The organism is Enterobacter sp. JBIWA005 (assembly GCF_019968805.1).
In the GTDB taxonomy this organism is placed as follows: domain Bacteria; phylum Pseudomonadota; class Gammaproteobacteria; order Enterobacterales; family Enterobacteriaceae; genus Enterobacter; species Enterobacter vonholyi.
Genome location: NZ_CP074160.1, coordinates 65,393 through 83,458 on the forward strand (window position 1 = coordinate 65,393; position 18,066 = coordinate 83,458).

Here is an 18,066-nt window from a genome sequence, read left to right on the forward strand (position 1 = left end):
GCTCGAATCGGTTCAGAACCTGCAGAAGACACTACAGGCAAAAGCAAAGGGTAACGCAACGGCTAAATTCCACAGTCTGTGGGATAAGGTTTGCCGACCGGATGTTCTCGTGGAAGCTTACAGGCGATGCCGTCTCAACCGGGGAGCCCCCGGCGTGGATGGAGAGTCTTTTGCTGGCATAGAACAGCAGGGATTAGGGCAATGGTTGCGAAGATTAAAGCAGGAGCTGAGCACAAAGCAGTATCGTTGCTCGCCCCTGTTGCGTGTATGGATCCCCAAAGCCAACGGCGGACAACGCCCGTTGAGTATCCCGACAATAAAAGACAGAGTGGTTCAGACGGCGGTGTTACTCGTTATTAACCCCGTTTTCGACACCGATCTGTCCCCACGGCAGTACGGTTTCAGAAGTCACATCGACGCCAAAATGGCCATACGCAGAGTCTACTTTAGCATCTCTGAACGCTTCGCCAGAGAAGTCGTTGATGCGGATTTATCTGACTACTTCAGTACGATCCCTCATGGGCAACTGATGAAATGCATCGCCCGGAGGATAAGTGATGGTAGCGTACTGGGGATAATCCGCCAGTGGCTCAGAGCCCCGGTAGTGGAACGGACCAGGCAGGGTGTCGAAATCCGGACCACAGCTGGCCGTAACACTCATCGTGGAACGGCACAGGGTTCACCAATAAGCCCGTTGCTGGGAAACCTCTATTTCAGGCGATTTATTCTGGCATGGAATAGCGGGACTCCTTTCTGGGAGAAGAACAGCGAGATCGTCAATTATGCCGACGATCTGGTGATATTATGCAAAAGGGGAACCGGAGAACAGGCCATGACAAGGATGAAGCGCCTGATGGAACGGCTGGGGCTGACCGTTAACGAAAGTAAAACCCGGCTGGTCGCTCTACCTGAAGGGAATTTTGATTTTCTCGGATATACCATTGGCCGATTTTATGGCAAAGGTGGGCGCCCCTACTGGGGCACAGCAATATCCCGGAAAGCGATCAAACGGCTCAAACAGGAAATACACGCCCAGACAACATCACGCTGGAATTGCAAACCTGCCGCTGAGAGAGCGGAAAGATTGAATCCGCTCCTCAGGGGTTGGTCCAGTTACTTCAGTCAGGGTCCGGTGTTACAGATATATCGTGACATTGACAACTACACGGCGAGACGAGTCAGGATCTGGTTACAGCGAAGGAAGGGCCAGCGGGGAACGGGATATCGCCAGTACCCCGACCAGTACCTGTACTAGCAGTTAGGACTGATACGCCTGCTGGACCTTCCCCGTAACCGCCCGAACGCGAAGGTCTGATGTGCTGCAAGAGAGCCGGATGCGGGAAATCCGCAAGTCCGGTTCGATGAGAGGGATGCGGAAACGGAGTCACGCTCAGGACAGTAAGGCACCACCAATCGAAAGAGGTGGATTAACAGATATGCCTGAACTAAAACCACCGCGCCACATCTCTACTCTACCAGCTTCCGCAAGACCATCATCGCAGTAGTAGCACAGCGCATCCCACTGATTGAGCGTAAGCGTCACTAAATCCCCACCTGTTTTTGTGTTCGCGATGTTGCCATGATTTTGTTCCCGATAACCAACAAGGATCAGACTCATGAGAAACACCCGCATCCCCGCAGAATGGCACTCCCTTTTTGACGAACAATTCCGCTCTGGCCTCACTAAAACACAGTTCTGCCGCCTGCATGGCATCACGCGCTCCGCATTTTCAAATGCTTGGCTGCGACTCTCTGCCAGCGACGCCTCCATCACACCCTTCAGTTTCCGCACTCCCTCCCGGGACAGAAGAAAACAGGCCCGGGCCAGCCAGTGCAATCCTGCCTACGGGGAGTGTTATCTAAGCTCCGCCCGCAAACCTGCGGCTCACTCTCACCTTACACAACGCTACCCTCTCCCTGCCCGCCGATATCCCGCCACGCTGGCTGGCCACCCTGCTGCGGGAGATGGCACCATGAAGATGTTTGTCGAACCACCCGCTATCTGGCTTTATCCGGAGCATATCGACTTCCGCAAAAGCATCAATGATCTGGTGCTGATTGTGGACGCGCTGCTGCCCTGGAAAATCACCCTGCCTTAAACCCCGTAGCAGATCACTGTGGGGATTTAGTGACGCTTACCGAAAACATGTGGCACATGATCCAGAAACAGTTTGCCCTCGCGGGTCAGCCGCGTGCTTCGCGTGGTACGGGCGAACAGCACCACGCCCAGCTCTTCCTCCAATTCCTTGATGGCTCGTGACAGCGGAGACTGCTCGATATGCAGTTTCTCGGCTGCGCGGGCGAAGTGCAGCTCTTCGGCTACGGCAAGAAAGCAACGAAGATGGCGAAGTTCCATCGCTGAGTTCCATCTACGGTTACTTCACACCGATGCACCACCATCAACGACCAAATCGTGTCCTACCGTGTACGCCGCGCCCTCAGAGCACAACCAAAGCACGGCGGAAGCAATTTCCTCCAACTTTGCGACCCGCTTAGAAGGGTTCACTTGCGCCATGCGGGCGTCACGCGCAGTCCGGTCTTCACCAGGTCGGAAGGACATCGGCGTATCGACAGGACCAGGGCTGACGCTGTTGATGCGGATACCGCTGCTGATCGCCTCCAGTGCGGCCGTACGGGTCAGAATGGATACGGCAGCCTTAGATGCCGCGTATGCACCCGTTCCGGGTCGGATCAGGTGGGGGCCGACATTCGATGCAATATTCACGATGGAGCCACCGCCGCCTTGCCGTTTCATGGCAAGAATTTCATGTTTCATGCAGAGCCAGGTGCCGATCACATTGGTATCGAGAAGCGTTCTGAAGGCATCGACTTCGGTTTCGTCCACAGCACCCATCCGGAACACGCCGGCCACATTGACGGCGATGTCAAGCTGCCGCGGCCCTGCCAGCACCTGAACCATCAGAGACCGCACACTTTCTTCATCCGTTGCATCACTCGGGACGGCCAGCCAATTACGCCCATCCGGATCGATCTCCCGGCCCGTCTGTTCAAGCTCCGCGATTCTCCGGCCTGCGAGAACAATGCGAGCGCCTTGCCTAGCCAAGGCGATGGCGATCTGACGCCCGATACCCGAACCCGCGCCAATGACCAGCGCGTTCTTTCCCGAAAAAGAATCTGTCTTCATAGCAACTCCTTTATACTCCCAAACACACATCCGTCGTCCGCTTGACGCTGAAATGCCGGAATCTCAAATAAGGCGACAGGCTCAGCAGGCCTAGCGTAGCCAATGCAACGCCTATCCACAAGGGGGATCGCAGCCCATAACCATCATTGATCGCTACCCCGCCGACCCAGGAACCGAACGCGAGTCCAACAGTAATCAGCAATGCGTGCATGGTGTTCACCAGCGGCCCAAGCGAAGCAGCACGCATGACGCGAACAACCATTGCCGGATTCAGCGATACCCCGGTCAGGCCGATCACCAGGAATGCCGTCACGCTGATCGTGGCGCTGTGCGCAAACAGGGCGAACGCGCCCAACCCCATAGCCAGGATGCCCAGGCCGACCGTTAGCACCGCCATAGTGTGACGGTCGGCCACGCGGCCGATGACGTTGGCCAGGCCATAGACGACCAGCAGCCAGGGAATGATTTGGGCCGAAAAGCCCGTGACCTCGGTGAAGATTGGCGATAAATAGCTGAAGGCGGTGAACGTCGCGCCGATGATGAGTGCACTGGTGGCATAGGCGGCCCACAATCCGCTATTGCGCTGCGACAGCAACTCGGCGCTCAAGCTCACCTGCGCTTGCCCCTTCGAGACTGACACACGGAGGCCACCACCGCCGTGCAGAGCATGGACAGCAACGCCACGGCCCAGAAGCTGGTACGCCAGCCATGCTGCAGCTCGATCAGGGCCGTCGCCAGCACGCTGAACACTGGTGCGAGCATCAGGCCCGCCAGCACGAAAGACGCCGCGCGACCGCGCGCTTCTGGAGCGACCAGCCCGGCGAAAATACTCAGCGATACGCCGAGGTAAGGCGGGCTGGCGATGCCCATGACCACGCGGCCAATGCTGCCCGGAACCAGCCACGTAGAGAACCAGCAACCAGAGCAACGCTCGCTTGTCGGGAATGCGCAATGCGAACAACAGAGCCGTCAGCACTGGGCCACCGATGTCCATGCCCAGTGCATACCAGGAAATCAGGTAGCCGATTTCCCCGACGGAGACGCTCAGCGCCACCGCCAGCGACGGCATCATGCCGGCCACCATGAACTCGGCTGTGGTCAAGGCGAAAATCGTCAGGCCCAGCAGACAAACAACGAAGGGGACGGGCTATTTCGGGGTCATATTTTTAACATTCATTACATAATTGGGGAAATAAAAAGGCTGTCACGACAGGGTAGTGGTGAGCCTCACAGCAGGGCGAGCGTACCTTCCATCACATCTTCGAGGAACGCGCGCTCCTGCATCGACCGGCCCAGAACGCGCAAGCCGTAGTAACTGCTCAGAAAGGCGCGCGCCAGCGACCATGGCGACCTCTAGGAAGACACCTCTCCGTTGCGCTGACCCACGGCAAACAAATAGCACAGCTCCTGCTCCAGCCGATTCACATAACCCCGGCTGATCTGCACGACCACCGGGTCTTTGCTGGAACGCTCCAGAGCGGCGAACAGCGCCATGCAACCGCGCTGCTTGACCGGATCAAGGTCGCCCTCAATGCCCCACAGCATGAGGCTGCGCAGGCGCTCCTTGACTGCGCCGGGGTCATTTAGAATCTGCGACTGCGCAAGAATGCCCTGTTCCTGATAGCGCTTGAGTGCCTCGTGGTACAGCCCCTGTTTGCTGCCGAAGGCGTTGTAGAGGCTGCCGCGTCCCAGGCCGGTACGCTCGACCAGCTCTTGCGACGAAGTGGCCTGATAGCCGTTCGACCAGAACACGTCCATAGCCGCCTCAATGACGGCTTCATCGTCGAATTCCCGGGGTCTTCCACTCATGACGTAACTCTGAATACTTGGTCTGCGTGTGCAGGTGCGTGACCTCGCTGAGGTTATAGCCAATAATGGAACGATCAGTCAAATATAAATTTGATGAGCTGGGGACATGAGACGGCTTGCCGCGTCATCTGGAAACTAGCCACCAACGGCCGGCCCCTGCTGCCGTCCAATCTCCCACGAAACGCCGCCGCCGCGCACTGTTGCGGCAAGTTGCTGTCCCAGCCGCTGTTCGATCACTGGCCGCCACGGAACCAGGCTGAATCCCATGCCATCGTCCAGCATCGCGTAGCGCCCGCTGGCGAGCATGACGGAGTGCCGGTAGATGCCGGCCACGCGCTGCCTATCGGCCACCGGAAGATGCTCCAGACCTGTTTCGGCGGCAATGTCCTTGGCACCCTGCGCCAATTCCCGATTGCGCAGCATGCCCAGCAGGTTGCGTGTGAGGATGACGCGCTGCGCCAGTCCCTGTTCAGACGACGCCCATAAGTGTGAATCGCGCAGAAAATACCGATATCCAGTGCCCTTTTGCCGGCGGCGTACAGGAGATTATCGACGGCGAGGCGGCAGAGGTCGTTGAGCAGCTAGCGGTTGACCGATGGCGGGGGGGGCAATTTGCAGCCGACAGGCTGCTTAGTTCACCGGTCCTCCAAGGCCGCTCCAGAACTGGCGGCAGCTCTCGGCAGCGACTACACCATCACACCGGATATCGTGGTGGTACGCGAAACAGAGGACGACAGCACCATCTTACGCCTGACCGCGGTGTTCAGCCCCTGCATCCAGAAAAGATGTCTGTCCTTCATTTCAGGGGGGTATGGTCGCATTTGACTGGTCAGATATACTTTTTACGGAGGGAATGTGGCAGTTACCGCCATGAATGGCAGCATAAAACCCTCCTTGCAAGACGATTGCTTTGCGTTATTTTACTGAATAACAAAGGTTTTTATGGAATGAATCAATGCAGCCATATCGGTTATATTCAGTCCTTTGTTTACATTTTAAAAGATAATGCGATTGTGTAAGGGTTATATCGACATGGATGTTCAGCGTCGCTCACGGATACGTAAGCATTCTTTTTGTGTTGTCTGTATTTCAGCGATGTTGTCCGGTGTTGTCCCCGTCTCTGCGGCACCCACTGGCGATGAACCGTTTATCCTGCAAAACCTGCTTCAACAGGATGCCACACGGCAGTTTCAGCTGCAGGAGCAGCAGCAAAAAGCCCGAGACGAGGCTCTTACACCAAAAGCACCGGATATCCGTCTTTCTGAGAAAGCGTCCTCTCCCTCTCATCTTGTTTTCCCCACAGAAAAAACCTGCTTCAATATCGATCGCGTGGAACTGAGTGGTCAGGAAGCCTTGCCACGCTGGTTACCGTTACAACGCATCGCCAATCAGACGCAGGGCCAGTGTCTGGGCGGCAAGGGCATCAATCTCCTGATGAGCACGATGCAGAATCGCCTGGTGGACCACGGCTATATCACCACCCGCGTGCTGGCCCCGCAGCAAGACTTAAAACGAGGGACATTGAAGCTGAACATCCTGCCTGGTTTCATCCGTCAGGTGAAACTGACGCCGGACAGCGGGAGCTATATCACGCTGTTCAATGCGTTCCCGCCGCGATCCGGTCAATTGTTGGATTTGCGCGGCATTGAGCAAGGCCTGGAGAACCTGCAGCGCCTGCCGACCGTACAGGCCAGGATGGAAATTGTCCCCGGTGAAAAACCCGGCGAAAGTGATATTCAGCTCAACTGGCAGCAGGCCAAAATATGGCGGCTGGGTGCGTCGCTGGACGATTCCGGCACCCGCAGTACCGGGCGTTACCAGGGCGGATTGACCTTCTCGCTGGATAACCCGCTGTCGCTCAGCGACCTGTTCTACATCTCCGGTATCCGTGCGCTGCAACCCGGTAATGACAAGGGCAGCAAGAACCTCACCGCCCATTACTCGGTGCCGTTCCGCTACGCGATGCTGTCGGTGACTGCCAACGACTACAACTATCACCAGACCGTGGCCGGGCTGAATAGCGATTACCGTTACAGCGGCGACAGCCAGAACCTGACGGTGCAACTGAGCCGCGTCCTGCACCGTAGCAGCAATCAGAAAACTACCTTCACCTACGATATCCTGACGCGCGGGTCGAAGAACTACATCAATGACACCGAAGTGGAAGTACAGCGCCGCCGCACTGCAGGCTGGCGTATGGGGCTGCAACACCGCCACTTTATCCAGCAGGCGACACTGGACGCCGGTATCAGCTATCAGCGTGGCACCCGCTGGTTCGGGGCATTGCCTGCGCCGGAAGAGTCGTATGGCGATGCCACTGCACTTAGCAAGATTATACAGCTTTCCAGCCAACTTAATGTGCCGTTTGCGCTGGGCAAACAGACCTTCCGTTACAACGTTCAGTATCAGCGCCAGATGAGCAGCACCCCGCTGACGCCGCAGGACCAGTTTGCCATCGGCAGCCGCTTTACGGTGCGCGGTTTTGACGGAGAACGTACTCTCAATGCCAGTGCGGGCTGGTCGGTGCGCAATGAGCTGGCCTGGAGCACGCCAGTGCCGAACCAGGAACTGTATCTGGGGGCAGATTACGGTCACGTCAGCGGCCGTGGCACCGAAAACCTGGCGGGAACCAACCTGGCCGGTAGCGTGCTCGGTATGCGCGGCAGCGCCTTAAAGACGCGTTATGATCTGTTTGCCGGTGTACCGCTCTCCAGACCGGATGGCTTCAAGACCAGCCCGTTGACGCTGGGCTTTACCCTGAACTGGGATTTCTGAGGGCAGGACTATGCAGACAGGTGCTTATGACGTCCATGCGCCGTTGATGTTAGGTGGGGATCTCAGTGAAGCCGAGGTGCTCGGGGCCGCCGTGTGGCTGTGGATGCACTCGTCACAGCACCGGGATCTGCCATTGCATGCGTTGCCCACGGTATTGTTGCCGATTATCAAACACCAGCACTATATGCTGGTCAGCCGGGGTACACAGCCGCTGTTTTTCCTCAGCTGGATGTTGCTGAGCGCGGAGGCGGAAGCGCGCTATCTCACGCAACCGGCCATTCTGGTGAAGGAAGATGACTGGGCCAGCGGCGATCGCCTGTGGCTCCGTGACTGGATCGCGCCGTTTGGCGATGTCCGGGTGATGCGCCGCCTGGTAGGGGCCGTGCTGTTCCCTGAGCACTGTTTTCGTTCCCTTTATCACCGTGGTGCACAACGCGGTAAACGCGTGATGAATTTCAAGGGTGACCAGGTCAGTCAAGCGCAGGCTCGTGCCTGGCGTGTGGCCAATCCCTTATCTGTTTCTCTGCCCGAAACCCCGCACGCCGATGAGCGACAGGGTTAGGGACGACGTAAAACCGCGGCTAAGGCAAGCACACACTAAAAAGGATAAAACAATGAAAGCGTTATTGATGACCTCGGCGTTGGTCGCCACTCTGGGCTTGAGTTCGCTGGCACATGCCGCTCAGCAAACCGTTTCTCTGGGGTATGCGCAGAGCAAGGTGCAGGACTTGCACAATATCAACGGGGTGAACCTCAAGTACCGCTATGAGTGGGATTCACCGGTCAGCGTTATCGGTTCATTCACTTATATGAATGGGAATGACAATGATTCCTACCTTCTGGCGCGCGATATCATCGAGAACAAGGTAGACATCAAATATTACTCGCTGTCTGTCGGCCCGGCTTACCGCTTTAACGAGTTTTTCAGCGTCTATGGCCTGCTGGGGTTCAATCGCAACAAAGTGGATTACAGCTCCTCCTGGACCAACTACGAATCCGGCTCTTATCGCTATATGGGCACGGAAACCGGCAACATCAACAAGACCTCGTTGATGTACGGTGTGGGTCTGCAGATTAACCCGATTGAAAATATGGCGGTGGATATCGGTTATGAAGGCTCCAGCCTGGATGACGGCAATAAATCTCATGCTATCAACGGCTTCAATATCGGGATCGGCTATCGCTTCTGATGCCAGACATCCCGGTTTTCGCCGGGATTAATGACCTGAAGCGACAGGTCACTATGCTGTCGCTTGAGGCCATTGGGGTAGATAAAAAAACTAACTTTTCACTTCCACATTTTCTGCAGGGACGTTGTTGTGAACAAGAATTTATACCGACTCATTTTCAACCAGGCGCGTGGCATGCTGATGGTGGTGCCCGATATCGCCGGGGCTGGCCGTGCGGGGGCTGCATCGTCGCCGTCGGGTACCGGTCATACCCTCAGCCAGATGATAGGTAAAGTTCATGGACTGAGTTTTGCGGTGCTACTGGCCCTGGGGGCTATACATCCGGTGCAGGCCAACATCGTGGCCGATGGCAGTGCACCGGGTAACCAGCAGCCGACCATTATCAGCAGTGCCAACGGCACGCCACAGGTCAATATCCAGACGCCAAGCGCAGAGGGCGTTTCGCGCAACGTCTACAGTCAGTTCGACATCGATAACAAGGGCGTGGTGCTCAATAACAGCCACCTCAACACCCAGACCCAGATCGCTGGCATGGTCACCGCCAACCCGTGGCTGGCAAAAGGCGAAGCCAAAGTCATTCTCAATGAAGTCAATGCCAGTAACCCAAGCCAGTTGAACGGTTTTATCGAAGTGGCCGGGCAGAAAGCGCAGGTGGTGATCGCCAACCCGGCAGGTATTACTTGTAGCGGCTGTGGATTTATCAACGCCAACCGCGCCACGCTCACCACCGGTCAGGCGCAGATGACCAACGGCCAACTGACCGGCTATAACGTCGAACGCGGTGAAATCGTCATACAGGGCAAGGGGCTGGACAGCAGCCTGCAGGATCATACCGATCTGATTGCGCGTTCGGTCAAAATCAATGCCGGGCTGTGGGCCAACGATCTGGCGGTGACCACCGGGCGCAACGAGGTGGATGCCGCACATCAAACTGTCGCAGCAAAGACCGCTGACGGCGACCCCCGTCCACAGGTGGCGGTGGATGTGTCACAACTGGGCGGCATGTACGCCAATAAAATCCGCCTGCTGGGCACCGAGGCCGGGGTGGGCGTGCACAATGCCGGGGCGCTCAATGCCATCGCTGGTGACGTGGTGGTCAATGCGGATGGGATGCTCACCAACAGCGGGGCGATTAACGCTTCTCAGGCCGTCCAGGTGACGACCACCGGGGATATCAATAACAGCGGCAAGCTGTACGCCGGGGCAGATACCCAGGTGCAGAGCCGCAGCGCACTGACCAACAGCGGCATTCTGGCCGCACAGGGCAACACCACACTTACCACAGCCAGCATTAACAGCACCGCACAAGGGGTGCTGGCAGCAGGGATGGCCAGCAATGGGAAACTCGGTAGCAGCGGTAACCTGACGCTCAACAGCCAGGGTCAGCTCAACGCCAACGGCCAGAACTCCGCAGCAGGGCAATTGTCCGCTACCGGCACCGCGCTGGATTTCAGCGGCAGCCAGACCTACGGCAACAACATCGTTCTCCAGGCCACGGTGGGTGATATCCGCACCGCCGGGGCCAATCTGGCGGCCACACAAACACTCTCTGCACGTACCGGCGGGATGCTCAATAACGACGGCGGTAAACTCAGTGCCGACCAGCTTTCCCTGACTGCCAATAGCTTGTCTAACCAGCAGGGTACCGTGCAGCAGCTCGGGCAGCAGGATCTGACGCTATCCCACGTCAGCAGCATCAACAACCGTGCAGGTACTATCGCCAGCAACAGTAAAAACCTGACGCTCAACACGGCGAATCTCAACAACCAGCAAGGCACCCTTGTGCATGCTGGTGACGGTGCGCTGATCATTCAGGCTACACAGATGAACGGTGATAAGGGCGCGGTACTGTCCAACGGCAGTCTGGCGCTCAGCGGTACCCAACTGCAACTGGATAACACCACCACCCAGGCGGGAAATATTACCCTTAATGCCGGTAGCCTGTCGCACCGTGGCGGGCAGATGACTCAGACCGGCAGCGGCACGTTGAACCTGAATGTTACCGACCTGCTCGACAATCAGGAAGGGGAAATCTTCTCCAACGGTGCGTTATCGCTGACGGCGGGAACCCTGAACAACCAGCAAGGCCAGCTGATTGCTGCCGACAAGCACGATGTAACGCTGACCCTGGACGGTGCGCTCTACAACCGCGATGGTCTGATTGCCGCCGATGGTCGTTTGATCTCGCTCAGCGGTGCGGTGGATAACACCGGTGGGCTGATGCAGGCGGGTTCCACCCTGAGTCTGAACAGTCGCGGAGCCGAGGTGCTGAACCGCAACAGCGGCGCACAGGGCGGCATTGTCAGCGCAGGTGATATGCAGCTTGCGACCGGCAACCTCGACAACCGCAACGGCCAGATTGCTGCCAGCACCCTGAATGCCCGGACCGGCACACTCAATAATGCCGCAGGCAAAATCCTGGCAGACAAGGGGCTGACGCTCAGCAGCGGCGTTCTCAACAACCAGGCGGGGAACATTCAGTCCGGTGCGGTACTGACGCTGAACACGCACGGCCAGACACTCGACAACTCGGCAGGTGGGTTGATCGGCGCAACTGGCGCGCTATCGCTTGCCAGCGGTGCAGTGGATAACCGTCAGGGCAAACTGGTGGGCGGTGGCGATACGTTACTGCGCACCGGCTTACTGGATAACCGGGGCGGCCAACTGGCTTCCCTCAGTAATCTGTCACTGTTTAACACCGGGCTCCTGAACGATGACGGCGGCTTGCTGCAAAGCGCTGCTGATTTGGCGATTGACACCCAGAGGGGGACCCTCATCAACACCCGCAGCGGTGACCAGGGGGGCATCACCAGCCAGGGTTCGCTGACGCTTAAAACCGCTGCGCTGGATAACCAGCAGGGTGTTCTGATCGGTAATCAGCAACTGACCCTGACCTCCGGGGCCGTCAATAACCAACAGGGCCAGATCGCTGCACTGGGCAGTATCAATGCCCTGACGCAGGCGCTGAATAACGCCTGGGGTACCTTGCAGTCCGGGCAGAATTTACAGTGGAATACTCAGGGGGACGGGCTGGATAACCAGCACGGCACCTTCAGTGCGCAGGGTGACCTGTCGCTGACCTCCGCAGATGCGAATAACCAGTATGGGCTGCTGGCTTCCGGCGGGGCGATGGCGCTCAATACCGCCGCGTTCGATAACAGCCTGCAGGGTAACCTGTTCAGTAAAGGGACACTGGATCTCACAGCCAGCAACATCAATAGCCAGCAGGGCCAGATCCAGGCGCTGGGTAATATGGCGCTTAACGCGGTTCAGTCCGTTATCGACAACAGGGCCGGGCTGATCCAGGGGGCACTGAAGGTCACCCTGAACGCTGCCACTATTCTCAACCAGAATACCCTCGGTGCACAAAATGGCATCCAGGGCGGCAGCCTGACGCTGAGTGCGCAGGATGTTGATAACAGCCAGGGTGCATTGCGCGTCGATGATGCGCTGACGCTTAATCTGAGCGGCAGCCTGAACAACACCTCGGGGCTGTTGAGTGCGCAGAATAGCCTGCACACCCTGGCCCAACAAGTCACCAATAGAGCCGGTGCCATGGAAGCGGGTCAGCAACTGAATCTCACCAGTGGTTCTCTGACCGGCGACGGCTCGCTGTTGTCGCTGGGGGACATGTCGCTCACGCTGGTGCAGGATTTCTTCAATACCGGGTCAGTCCAGGCAGGTCATGACCTGGGCTTGACCACCAAGGGTACTCTGACCAACCGGTCGCTGATCCAGGCGGGTAACAAACTTGATCTGGTCGCCACCAACCTGTTCAACAGTACCGCTGCGGAAATCAGCGCAGGTACCACGCAACTCACCGCCACCCAGACCCTGACCAACTATGGCTTGATTGACGGTTTTTATACCCGCCTCAACAGCACCGCCGTCAACAATATCGGCAGTGGCCGTATTTATGGCGATGCGTTAGCTATCCAGGCGGGAACCTTGAACAACCAGGCGGAGAACGGCCAGGCGGCGACGATTGCCGCGCGTCAGCGCCTGGATCTGGGGGGCGGCACCCTCAACAACTACGACCATGCGCTGATTTACAGCGACGGCTTTATGACGATTGGCGGGGCGCTGGATGGCAGCTATCAGGCCATCGGCCAGGGCGGGGTACTCAACAACCACAGTTCCACTATTGAATCTGCCGGGGATATGGCGCTCAATATCGCGCAAATCAACAACATCAATGACCATTTCTCGCTGGAAAGCGTGCTGGTTTCCCAGGAGCACGTTTCCGAGTACGAAGTGGCGCGTCTGAATAACGGCGTGCGCTATAACGACAAAGACTACACCATTTATATCTACAAGGACGAAGTCAATATCCTGTGTATCGAAGGGGTGATCTGCCACACCACCGACGGAGACCGTTTTACCCGCTACGACTACACCCGCACCATCACAGAAGATCGGGTGAAAGAGTCTGACCCTGCCAAAATCCTGGTCGGGGGCAATCTCAGCATCAATGCGGGCAGCGTGCTGAATGACAAGAGCCAGATCATCGCCGGTGGGGCACTGGCGCTCCAGGGCGGATCGCTGAATAACGTCGAGGTGGAGGCCAACCGCCAGATCAACGATGTGGGCACCGCTACCTACTATTCACGCCATCAGAGTAAAGGCGGAGACTCTTCCAATGTCGATGTGACCGCCTATAAACCACCGACGGTGATCCAGGCCATCACCCTGAAACCGAGTACGCTGGCAGAATACACCCAGAGCCAGGGCAGCAATCTGGTGATTGATGCCCAGCAGCAGGCCGATATTAATGGCGATATCCAGGGGGCAGTGGGCATTAATGCCACGCCAATTGCCGGGCCGGGCGCAGGTAACCTGTTGCCGGTGGTGCCGGGGGCGATTACTCTGCCAGCAGGCAAAACCTTCGAGGTGAACCTCGGGGACTCCGGTAAGGTGGTGCGTCTGGTGGGACCAAACACCCGCCTGCCGGACAACAGCCTGTTCCGGGTACGACCGGACAGCAGCCCGTATCTGGTGGAAACCGATCCGCGCTTCACGGACAAGAAACAGTGGCTGGGCTCGGATTACATGATGAACGCCTTCACCACCGATCCGAACAACGTGCTGAAACGCCTGGGGGATGGCTATTACGAGCAGCGGCTGATCCGTGAACAGGTGATCGCTCTGAGCGGTAACCGTTACCTCGACGGCTTCCAGAACGACGAAGAGCAGTACAAGGCCCTGATGAACAACGGGGTGGAGTTCGGCAAGAAATACAATCTGACGCTGGGTGTGGCGCTCACCGCTGAACAGATGGCCTTGCTGACGGGCGATATCGTCTGGATGGTGGCGCAGACCGTGCCCCTGCCGGACGGAAGTACCCGTCAGGTACTGGTGCCACAGGTGTATGCCTCCGTCAAGGCAGGGGATCTGGATGGCAGCGGCGCACTGCTTGCCGGAAAAACCATCGGCCTGAACCTGAGCGGCAATCTGACTAACAGTGGGCGCATCAACGGCCAGCAAAGTACGCAGATCCTGGCAGAAAACATCAGCAACCTGGGCGGCCTGATCCAGGGGAACGATGTCGCGCTGAAGGCGCGGACCGACATCAGTAATGTCGGTGGGGTGATCGCCGGGCAACAAAGCCTCACCGCAACCGCCGGGCGGGATATCAACGCCACCACCACCACCCGCAGCGCCAAGAGCGCCGGTGGCGATTTTGCACGCACTACGCTGGATCGCGTCGCCGGGCTATATGTGCAGCAGCCGGATGGTACGCTGGCATTGCAGGCAGGGCGCGATGTGAATCTGACGGCGGCGCAGATTGTGAATAGCGGGGAAGGCGGCAGCACCTCCATCACGGCAGGGCGTGATCTCAACCTCAATACGGTGACTACCGGCAGCACAGACAACCTCAACTGGGGCGACAACTGGCAGCACCACTCCAGCAGCCAGCAGGTCGGCAGTGAAATCGTCGGTGCAGGTAACGTGCAACTGGGAGCCGGACAAGATGTGAATATCACCGCAGGCAACGTCTCTGCCGGTGATAAGCTCAGTGTGGCGGCAGGTAACGATATCAACATTCAGCATGGCGTTGATACCAACACGCTGGACCAGCATTACAAGGCGACCGGCAGCAGCGGCATGCTCTCGAAAACCACCACCGAGTCGCGGGACACCATTAGCCAGCAGACTGTCAATGGCAGCCAGTTGAGCGGCGACACGGTGAGCATGCAGGCTGGACGTGATTTAACCGTCACGGGCAGCAGCGTGGCGGCTACGCAGGATGTCAATTTAACCGCCGGTAACAACCTGAACCTGCAGGCGGCGACCGAACAGCGCGATGAAACCCATATGCTGCAGGAGAAGAAAAGCGGCCTGTCCGGCACTGGCGGCATTGGCTTCAGCTACGGCACCAGTGACACCAAAACCACCGATGATGGCAAATCCCGGACCAGCGTCGGCAGCACGGTGGGCAGCACCCAGGGGAATGTCACGTTGAATGCGGGTAATAGCCTGACGGTACAGGGTTCTGATGTGCTGGCCGGAAAAGACATCAACCTGACCGGCAAGGAAGTTAATGTCCTTGCCGCAGAAAATCAGAGCACCCGGAAGCATGTGGTGGAGCAGAAGCAAAGTGGCCTGACGCTGGCGCTGTCCGGTACGGTGGGCAGTGCCGTGAGTTCTGCAGTATCGAGCGCCAGTGACGCCAGCAAGGAGAGTAACGGGCGTCTCGCTGCCTTGCAGGGGATGAAAGCGGCATTGAGCGGGGTACAGGCGGCGCAGGCGAATGAAGTGCACAACGCCGGAGATGAAAATACCAGCCTGGTGGGGCTGAACCTCTCCTGGGGCAGCCAGTCGTCAAAATCTGAGCAGACTACGGTGCAATCGCAAAGCCAGGGCAGCACCCTGACCGCAGGCAACAATCTGAACATCCGCTCGACCGGCACCGATATCAATGTCCAGGGCAGCCAGTTGCAGGCCGGGAAGGATATCAACCTCAATGCGGCGCGGGACGTCAATCTGCTTTCAGCCCGGAACACCCAGACGGTGGATGGCAGGAGCGAAAGCCAGGGTGGCTCGGTGGGTGTGGGTGTGAACTTCGGCCAGGGCAAGAACGGCCTGACGCTGAATGCCAGCGTGAACAAGGGAAAAGGTTCGGAAAGCGGCAATATGCTGACCCATACCGAGACCACGCTGAACGCCGGTAACAACCTCAATATCACCAGCGGCCGCGACACCACCCTCACAGGAGCACAGGTGAGCGGTGAGAAGGTGACGATGGATGTGGGCCGCAACCTGACCTTAACCAGTGAGCGCGACAGCGACAACTACGACTCGAAGCAGCAGAACGCCAGCGCAGGCGGTAGCGTCGGTTTCGGTTCTGCCAGTGGTTCGGTCAATCTGAGCCGTGACAGGATGCACTCCACTTACGATGCGGTGCAGGAGCAGACCGGGGTGTTCGCCGGAAAAGGTGGCTTCGACATTACCGTGGGTGAGCATACCCAACTCAACGGGGCAGTTATCGGCTCTACCGCCACAGCGGACAAGAATAAACTGGATACCGGTACGCTGGGTTTCAGCAACATCGAGAACAAGGCCAGGTACGACGTTGAGCATCAGAGTGTGGGTATCAGCTCGGGTGGTAGCATCGGCGGGCAGTTCGCGGGGAATATGGCGAATGGTCTCCTGACCGGGGTGAATGGCAGCGGCAGCGCCAGTTCAACAACCCAGTCGGCAGTCAGTGATGGCACCATCACCATTTGTGACCAGGCCAACCAGAAGCAAGACGTGGCTGGGCTGAGCCGTGATGTCGAGAATGCGAATCCGGGTCTGAACAAAATCTTTGATAAAGAGAAAGAACAGAACCGGTTAAGGGAAGCACAGTTGATCGGTGAGATCGGTAGCCAGGCGGCAGATATTGCCCGGACGCAGGGGGATATCAACGGGCTGAAAGCGGCGAAAGAGAAGTACCCGGACAAGACAACTGAGCAACTTCGTGAAACCAAAGAGTATAAAGATGCCATGAAGCAATATGGCACCGGTAGTGCACTACAGCAAGGTATCCAGGCGGCAACGGCGGCCATTCAGGGGCTTGCAGGCGGTGATATGGCTAAAGCCCTGGCGGGAGCCAGTGCACCGTATCTGGCGGAAGTCATCCACAATATGACCACCAGTGCGGACGGCAAGATAGTGAACACCGAGGCCAACCTGATGGCCCACGCGGTTCTCGGTGCGGTGACAGCTGCGGTCAATGGCAACAGTGCATTGGCTGGAGCCAGCGGCGCAGTGATGGGGGAATTTATCGCCCAACAGATGTACCCCGGTATCGACCGCAACGACTTGACGGAAGAACAACGTCAGACCATCAGTGCGCTGGGTACCCTGGCGGCAGGACTGGTTGGTGGCGTAGTGGGTGATAGCAGTGCTAATGTTGTTGCGGGGGCACTGGCGGGTAAGAACGCTGTTGAGAATAACGCGCTTGGAAGTATTTTAGCTGCCGCAAACGCGAATAAACCAGGTACAACAGAAAACTACGCGTCAGGTACTCAGGCAGCAATTAAAGAGGCTTGTAGTGGAAATACTCCAGTATCCTGTGAAACGGCAATGGCAGCGGTAGGAAGCGCTCTTGCCTGGCCGTTATTGCCCGAGATGGCTGCTACCACTAGTCTGATCGGTGCGAGTGCAAATGCTGGTGTAGGCTTACTGATTAATGGTGAAGTGAATCCGAATGATGTAATCCTTGGTTACTGGACAGGTGCATTGACAGCAGGAACTGGTTTATGGGGCACAATGGCGGTGAATGCTGGTAGTGGAGCCACGTCAAGTTATCTTAAAGGTGATGATCCGCTGAAAGGCGGAGCGATCAGTGGTGTTGCGTCCGGTTTTGGTTATGGTGCCGCTAAACTTGTTGAGGTTCCGTTTGATAAGCTCCTTAACCCAATGAAACCATGGAAAGATTGGCTCTGGACGGATGTCGGAATGGGGATATCGAAGCCTTTACAGTTAGAGCCATTACCTGGGGTTGCTGGAAATATATTTGGTTCAGGTACAACTGAAGTCTCTAATGATCAAGCAGGTAAATGGGTTAAAGATCATTCGGAGAGCAAAAAATGAGGTCTAGCAAATTTAAATACTTATTTGTTTTTTTATATCTCAACTTAGCCTTAATGCTTATTTTCCCAT

At 57.3% G+C, this 18,066-nt stretch carries 10 protein-coding genes and 5 pseudogenes; 7 read left to right on the forward strand and 8 right to left on the reverse strand.

Annotated features, from left to right (window positions below):
* Window positions 1–154: 154 nt before the first annotated feature.
* Window positions 155–1,255 carry a reverse transcriptase domain-containing protein gene (locus tag KGP22_RS22680; protein ID WP_245405369.1) on the forward strand — a complete coding sequence of 367 codons (1,101 nt, stop codon included), beginning with the start codon at window positions 155–157 and terminating at the stop codon, window positions 1,253–1,255.
* A 135-nt stretch (window positions 1,256–1,390) separates the two neighbouring features.
* Here the strand turns inward: KGP22_RS22680 and KGP22_RS22685 are convergent, their stop codons facing one another.
* Complete coding sequence (locus KGP22_RS22685; protein WP_172621950.1) at window positions 1,391–1,618, reverse strand: hypothetical protein; 228 nt, start codon at window positions 1,616–1,618, stop codon at window positions 1,391–1,393.
* A 355-nt stretch (window positions 1,619–1,973) separates the two neighbouring features.
* Between KGP22_RS22685 and KGP22_RS24245 the strand changes: the two genes are divergently transcribed.
* Window positions 1,974–2,099 (forward strand): hypothetical protein, encoded by a 126-nt coding sequence (locus tag KGP22_RS24245; protein WP_282440867.1) that lies wholly within the window; start codon window positions 1,974–1,976, stop codon window positions 2,097–2,099.
* A gap of 41 nt (window positions 2,100–2,140) precedes the next feature.
* On the opposite strand, the pseudogene KGP22_RS22690 reads toward KGP22_RS24245, so the two are convergent.
* From KGP22_RS22690 to KGP22_RS22715, 7 genes and pseudogenes are all read right to left on the reverse strand, one after another.
* A pseudogene (locus KGP22_RS22690) lies at window positions 2,141–2,356 on the reverse strand (LysR family transcriptional regulator); the annotation flags it as partial.
* Window positions 2,357–2,380: 24 nt separating this feature from the next.
* Window positions 2,381–3,145 (reverse strand): SDR family oxidoreductase, encoded by a 765-nt coding sequence (locus KGP22_RS22695; RefSeq protein ID WP_143345802.1) that lies wholly within the window; start codon window positions 3,143–3,145, stop codon window positions 2,381–2,383.
* 10 nt (window positions 3,146–3,155) lie between these two features.
* Entirely contained in the window at window positions 3,156–3,758 is a 603-nt protein-coding gene (locus KGP22_RS24285) for a hypothetical protein (RefSeq protein ID WP_332107298.1), read from the reverse strand.
* Entirely contained in the window at window positions 3,755–4,015 is a 261-nt protein-coding gene (locus KGP22_RS24290; protein ID WP_332107299.1) for an MFS transporter, read from the reverse strand. The genes KGP22_RS24285 and KGP22_RS24290 overlap by 4 nt, the downstream gene beginning before the upstream one ends.
* A 357-nt stretch (window positions 4,016–4,372) precedes the next feature.
* Window positions 4,373–4,954 (reverse strand): annotated as a pseudogene (locus KGP22_RS22705) (TetR/AcrR family transcriptional regulator).
* Between the two features lie 135 nt (window positions 4,955–5,089).
* Window positions 5,090–5,428 (reverse strand): annotated as a pseudogene (locus KGP22_RS22710) (DUF3363 domain-containing protein); the annotation flags it as partial.
* A pseudogene (locus KGP22_RS22715) lies at window positions 5,422–5,544 on the reverse strand (IS91 family transposase); the annotation flags it as partial. The pseudogenes KGP22_RS22715 and KGP22_RS22710, both read right to left, overlap by 7 nt.
* Before the next feature lie 43 nt (window positions 5,545–5,587).
* Here KGP22_RS22715 and KGP22_RS22720 point away from each other — a divergent pair.
* The 5 genes and pseudogenes from KGP22_RS22720 to KGP22_RS22740 all read left to right on the forward strand — a co-directional run.
* A pseudogene (locus tag KGP22_RS22720) lies at window positions 5,588–5,698 on the forward strand (NgoMIV family type II restriction endonuclease); the annotation flags it as partial.
* A gap of 288 nt (window positions 5,699–5,986) precedes the next feature.
* Window positions 5,987–7,729 (forward strand): ShlB/FhaC/HecB family hemolysin secretion/activation protein, encoded by a 1,743-nt coding sequence (locus tag KGP22_RS22725; protein ID WP_223582693.1) that lies wholly within the window; start codon window positions 5,987–5,989, stop codon window positions 7,727–7,729.
* 10 nt (window positions 7,730–7,739) lie between these two features.
* Window positions 7,740–8,291, forward strand: coding sequence for a toxin-activating lysine-acyltransferase (locus KGP22_RS22730; protein ID WP_143345804.1), 552 nt, complete (start codon window positions 7,740–7,742; stop codon window positions 8,289–8,291).
* Between the two features lie 52 nt (window positions 8,292–8,343).
* A complete protein-coding gene (locus KGP22_RS22735) occupies window positions 8,344–8,919 on the forward strand; it encodes an Ail/Lom family outer membrane beta-barrel protein (protein ID WP_143345805.1) in 576 nt (191 codons plus the stop codon).
* Between the two features lie 129 nt (window positions 8,920–9,048).
* Window positions 9,049–17,997 carry a hemagglutinin repeat-containing protein gene (locus KGP22_RS22740; protein WP_223582695.1) on the forward strand — a complete coding sequence of 2,983 codons (8,949 nt, stop codon included), beginning with the start codon at window positions 9,049–9,051 and terminating at the stop codon, window positions 17,995–17,997.
* Window positions 17,998–18,066: the final 69 nt, after the last annotated feature.

What these genes read in the sequence shown, in the direction of transcription:
- KGP22_RS22730 (WP_143345804.1), top strand. Translation starts at nt 7,740, where the DNA reads ATGCAGACAGGTGCTTATGACGTCCATGCGCCGTTGATGTTAGGTGGG.
- KGP22_RS22685 (WP_172621950.1), bottom strand. Translation starts at nt 1,618, where the DNA reads ATGAGTCTGATCCTTGTTGGTTATCGGGAACAAAATCATGGCAACATC.
- KGP22_RS24245 (WP_282440867.1), top strand. Translation starts at nt 1,974, where the DNA reads ATGAAGATGTTTGTCGAACCACCCGCTATCTGGCTTTATCCGGAGCAT.
- KGP22_RS22725 (WP_223582693.1), top strand. Translation starts at nt 5,987, where the DNA reads ATGGATGTTCAGCGTCGCTCACGGATACGTAAGCATTCTTTTTGTGTT.
- KGP22_RS22735 (WP_143345805.1), top strand. Translation starts at nt 8,344, where the DNA reads ATGAAAGCGTTATTGATGACCTCGGCGTTGGTCGCCACTCTGGGCTTG.
- KGP22_RS22695 (WP_143345802.1), bottom strand. Translation starts at nt 3,145, where the DNA reads ATGAAGACAGATTCTTTTTCGGGAAAGAACGCGCTGGTCATTGGCGCG.
- KGP22_RS24290 (WP_332107299.1), bottom strand. Translation starts at nt 4,015, where the DNA reads ATGGGCATCGCCAGCCCGCCTTACCTCGGCGTATCGCTGAGTATTTTC.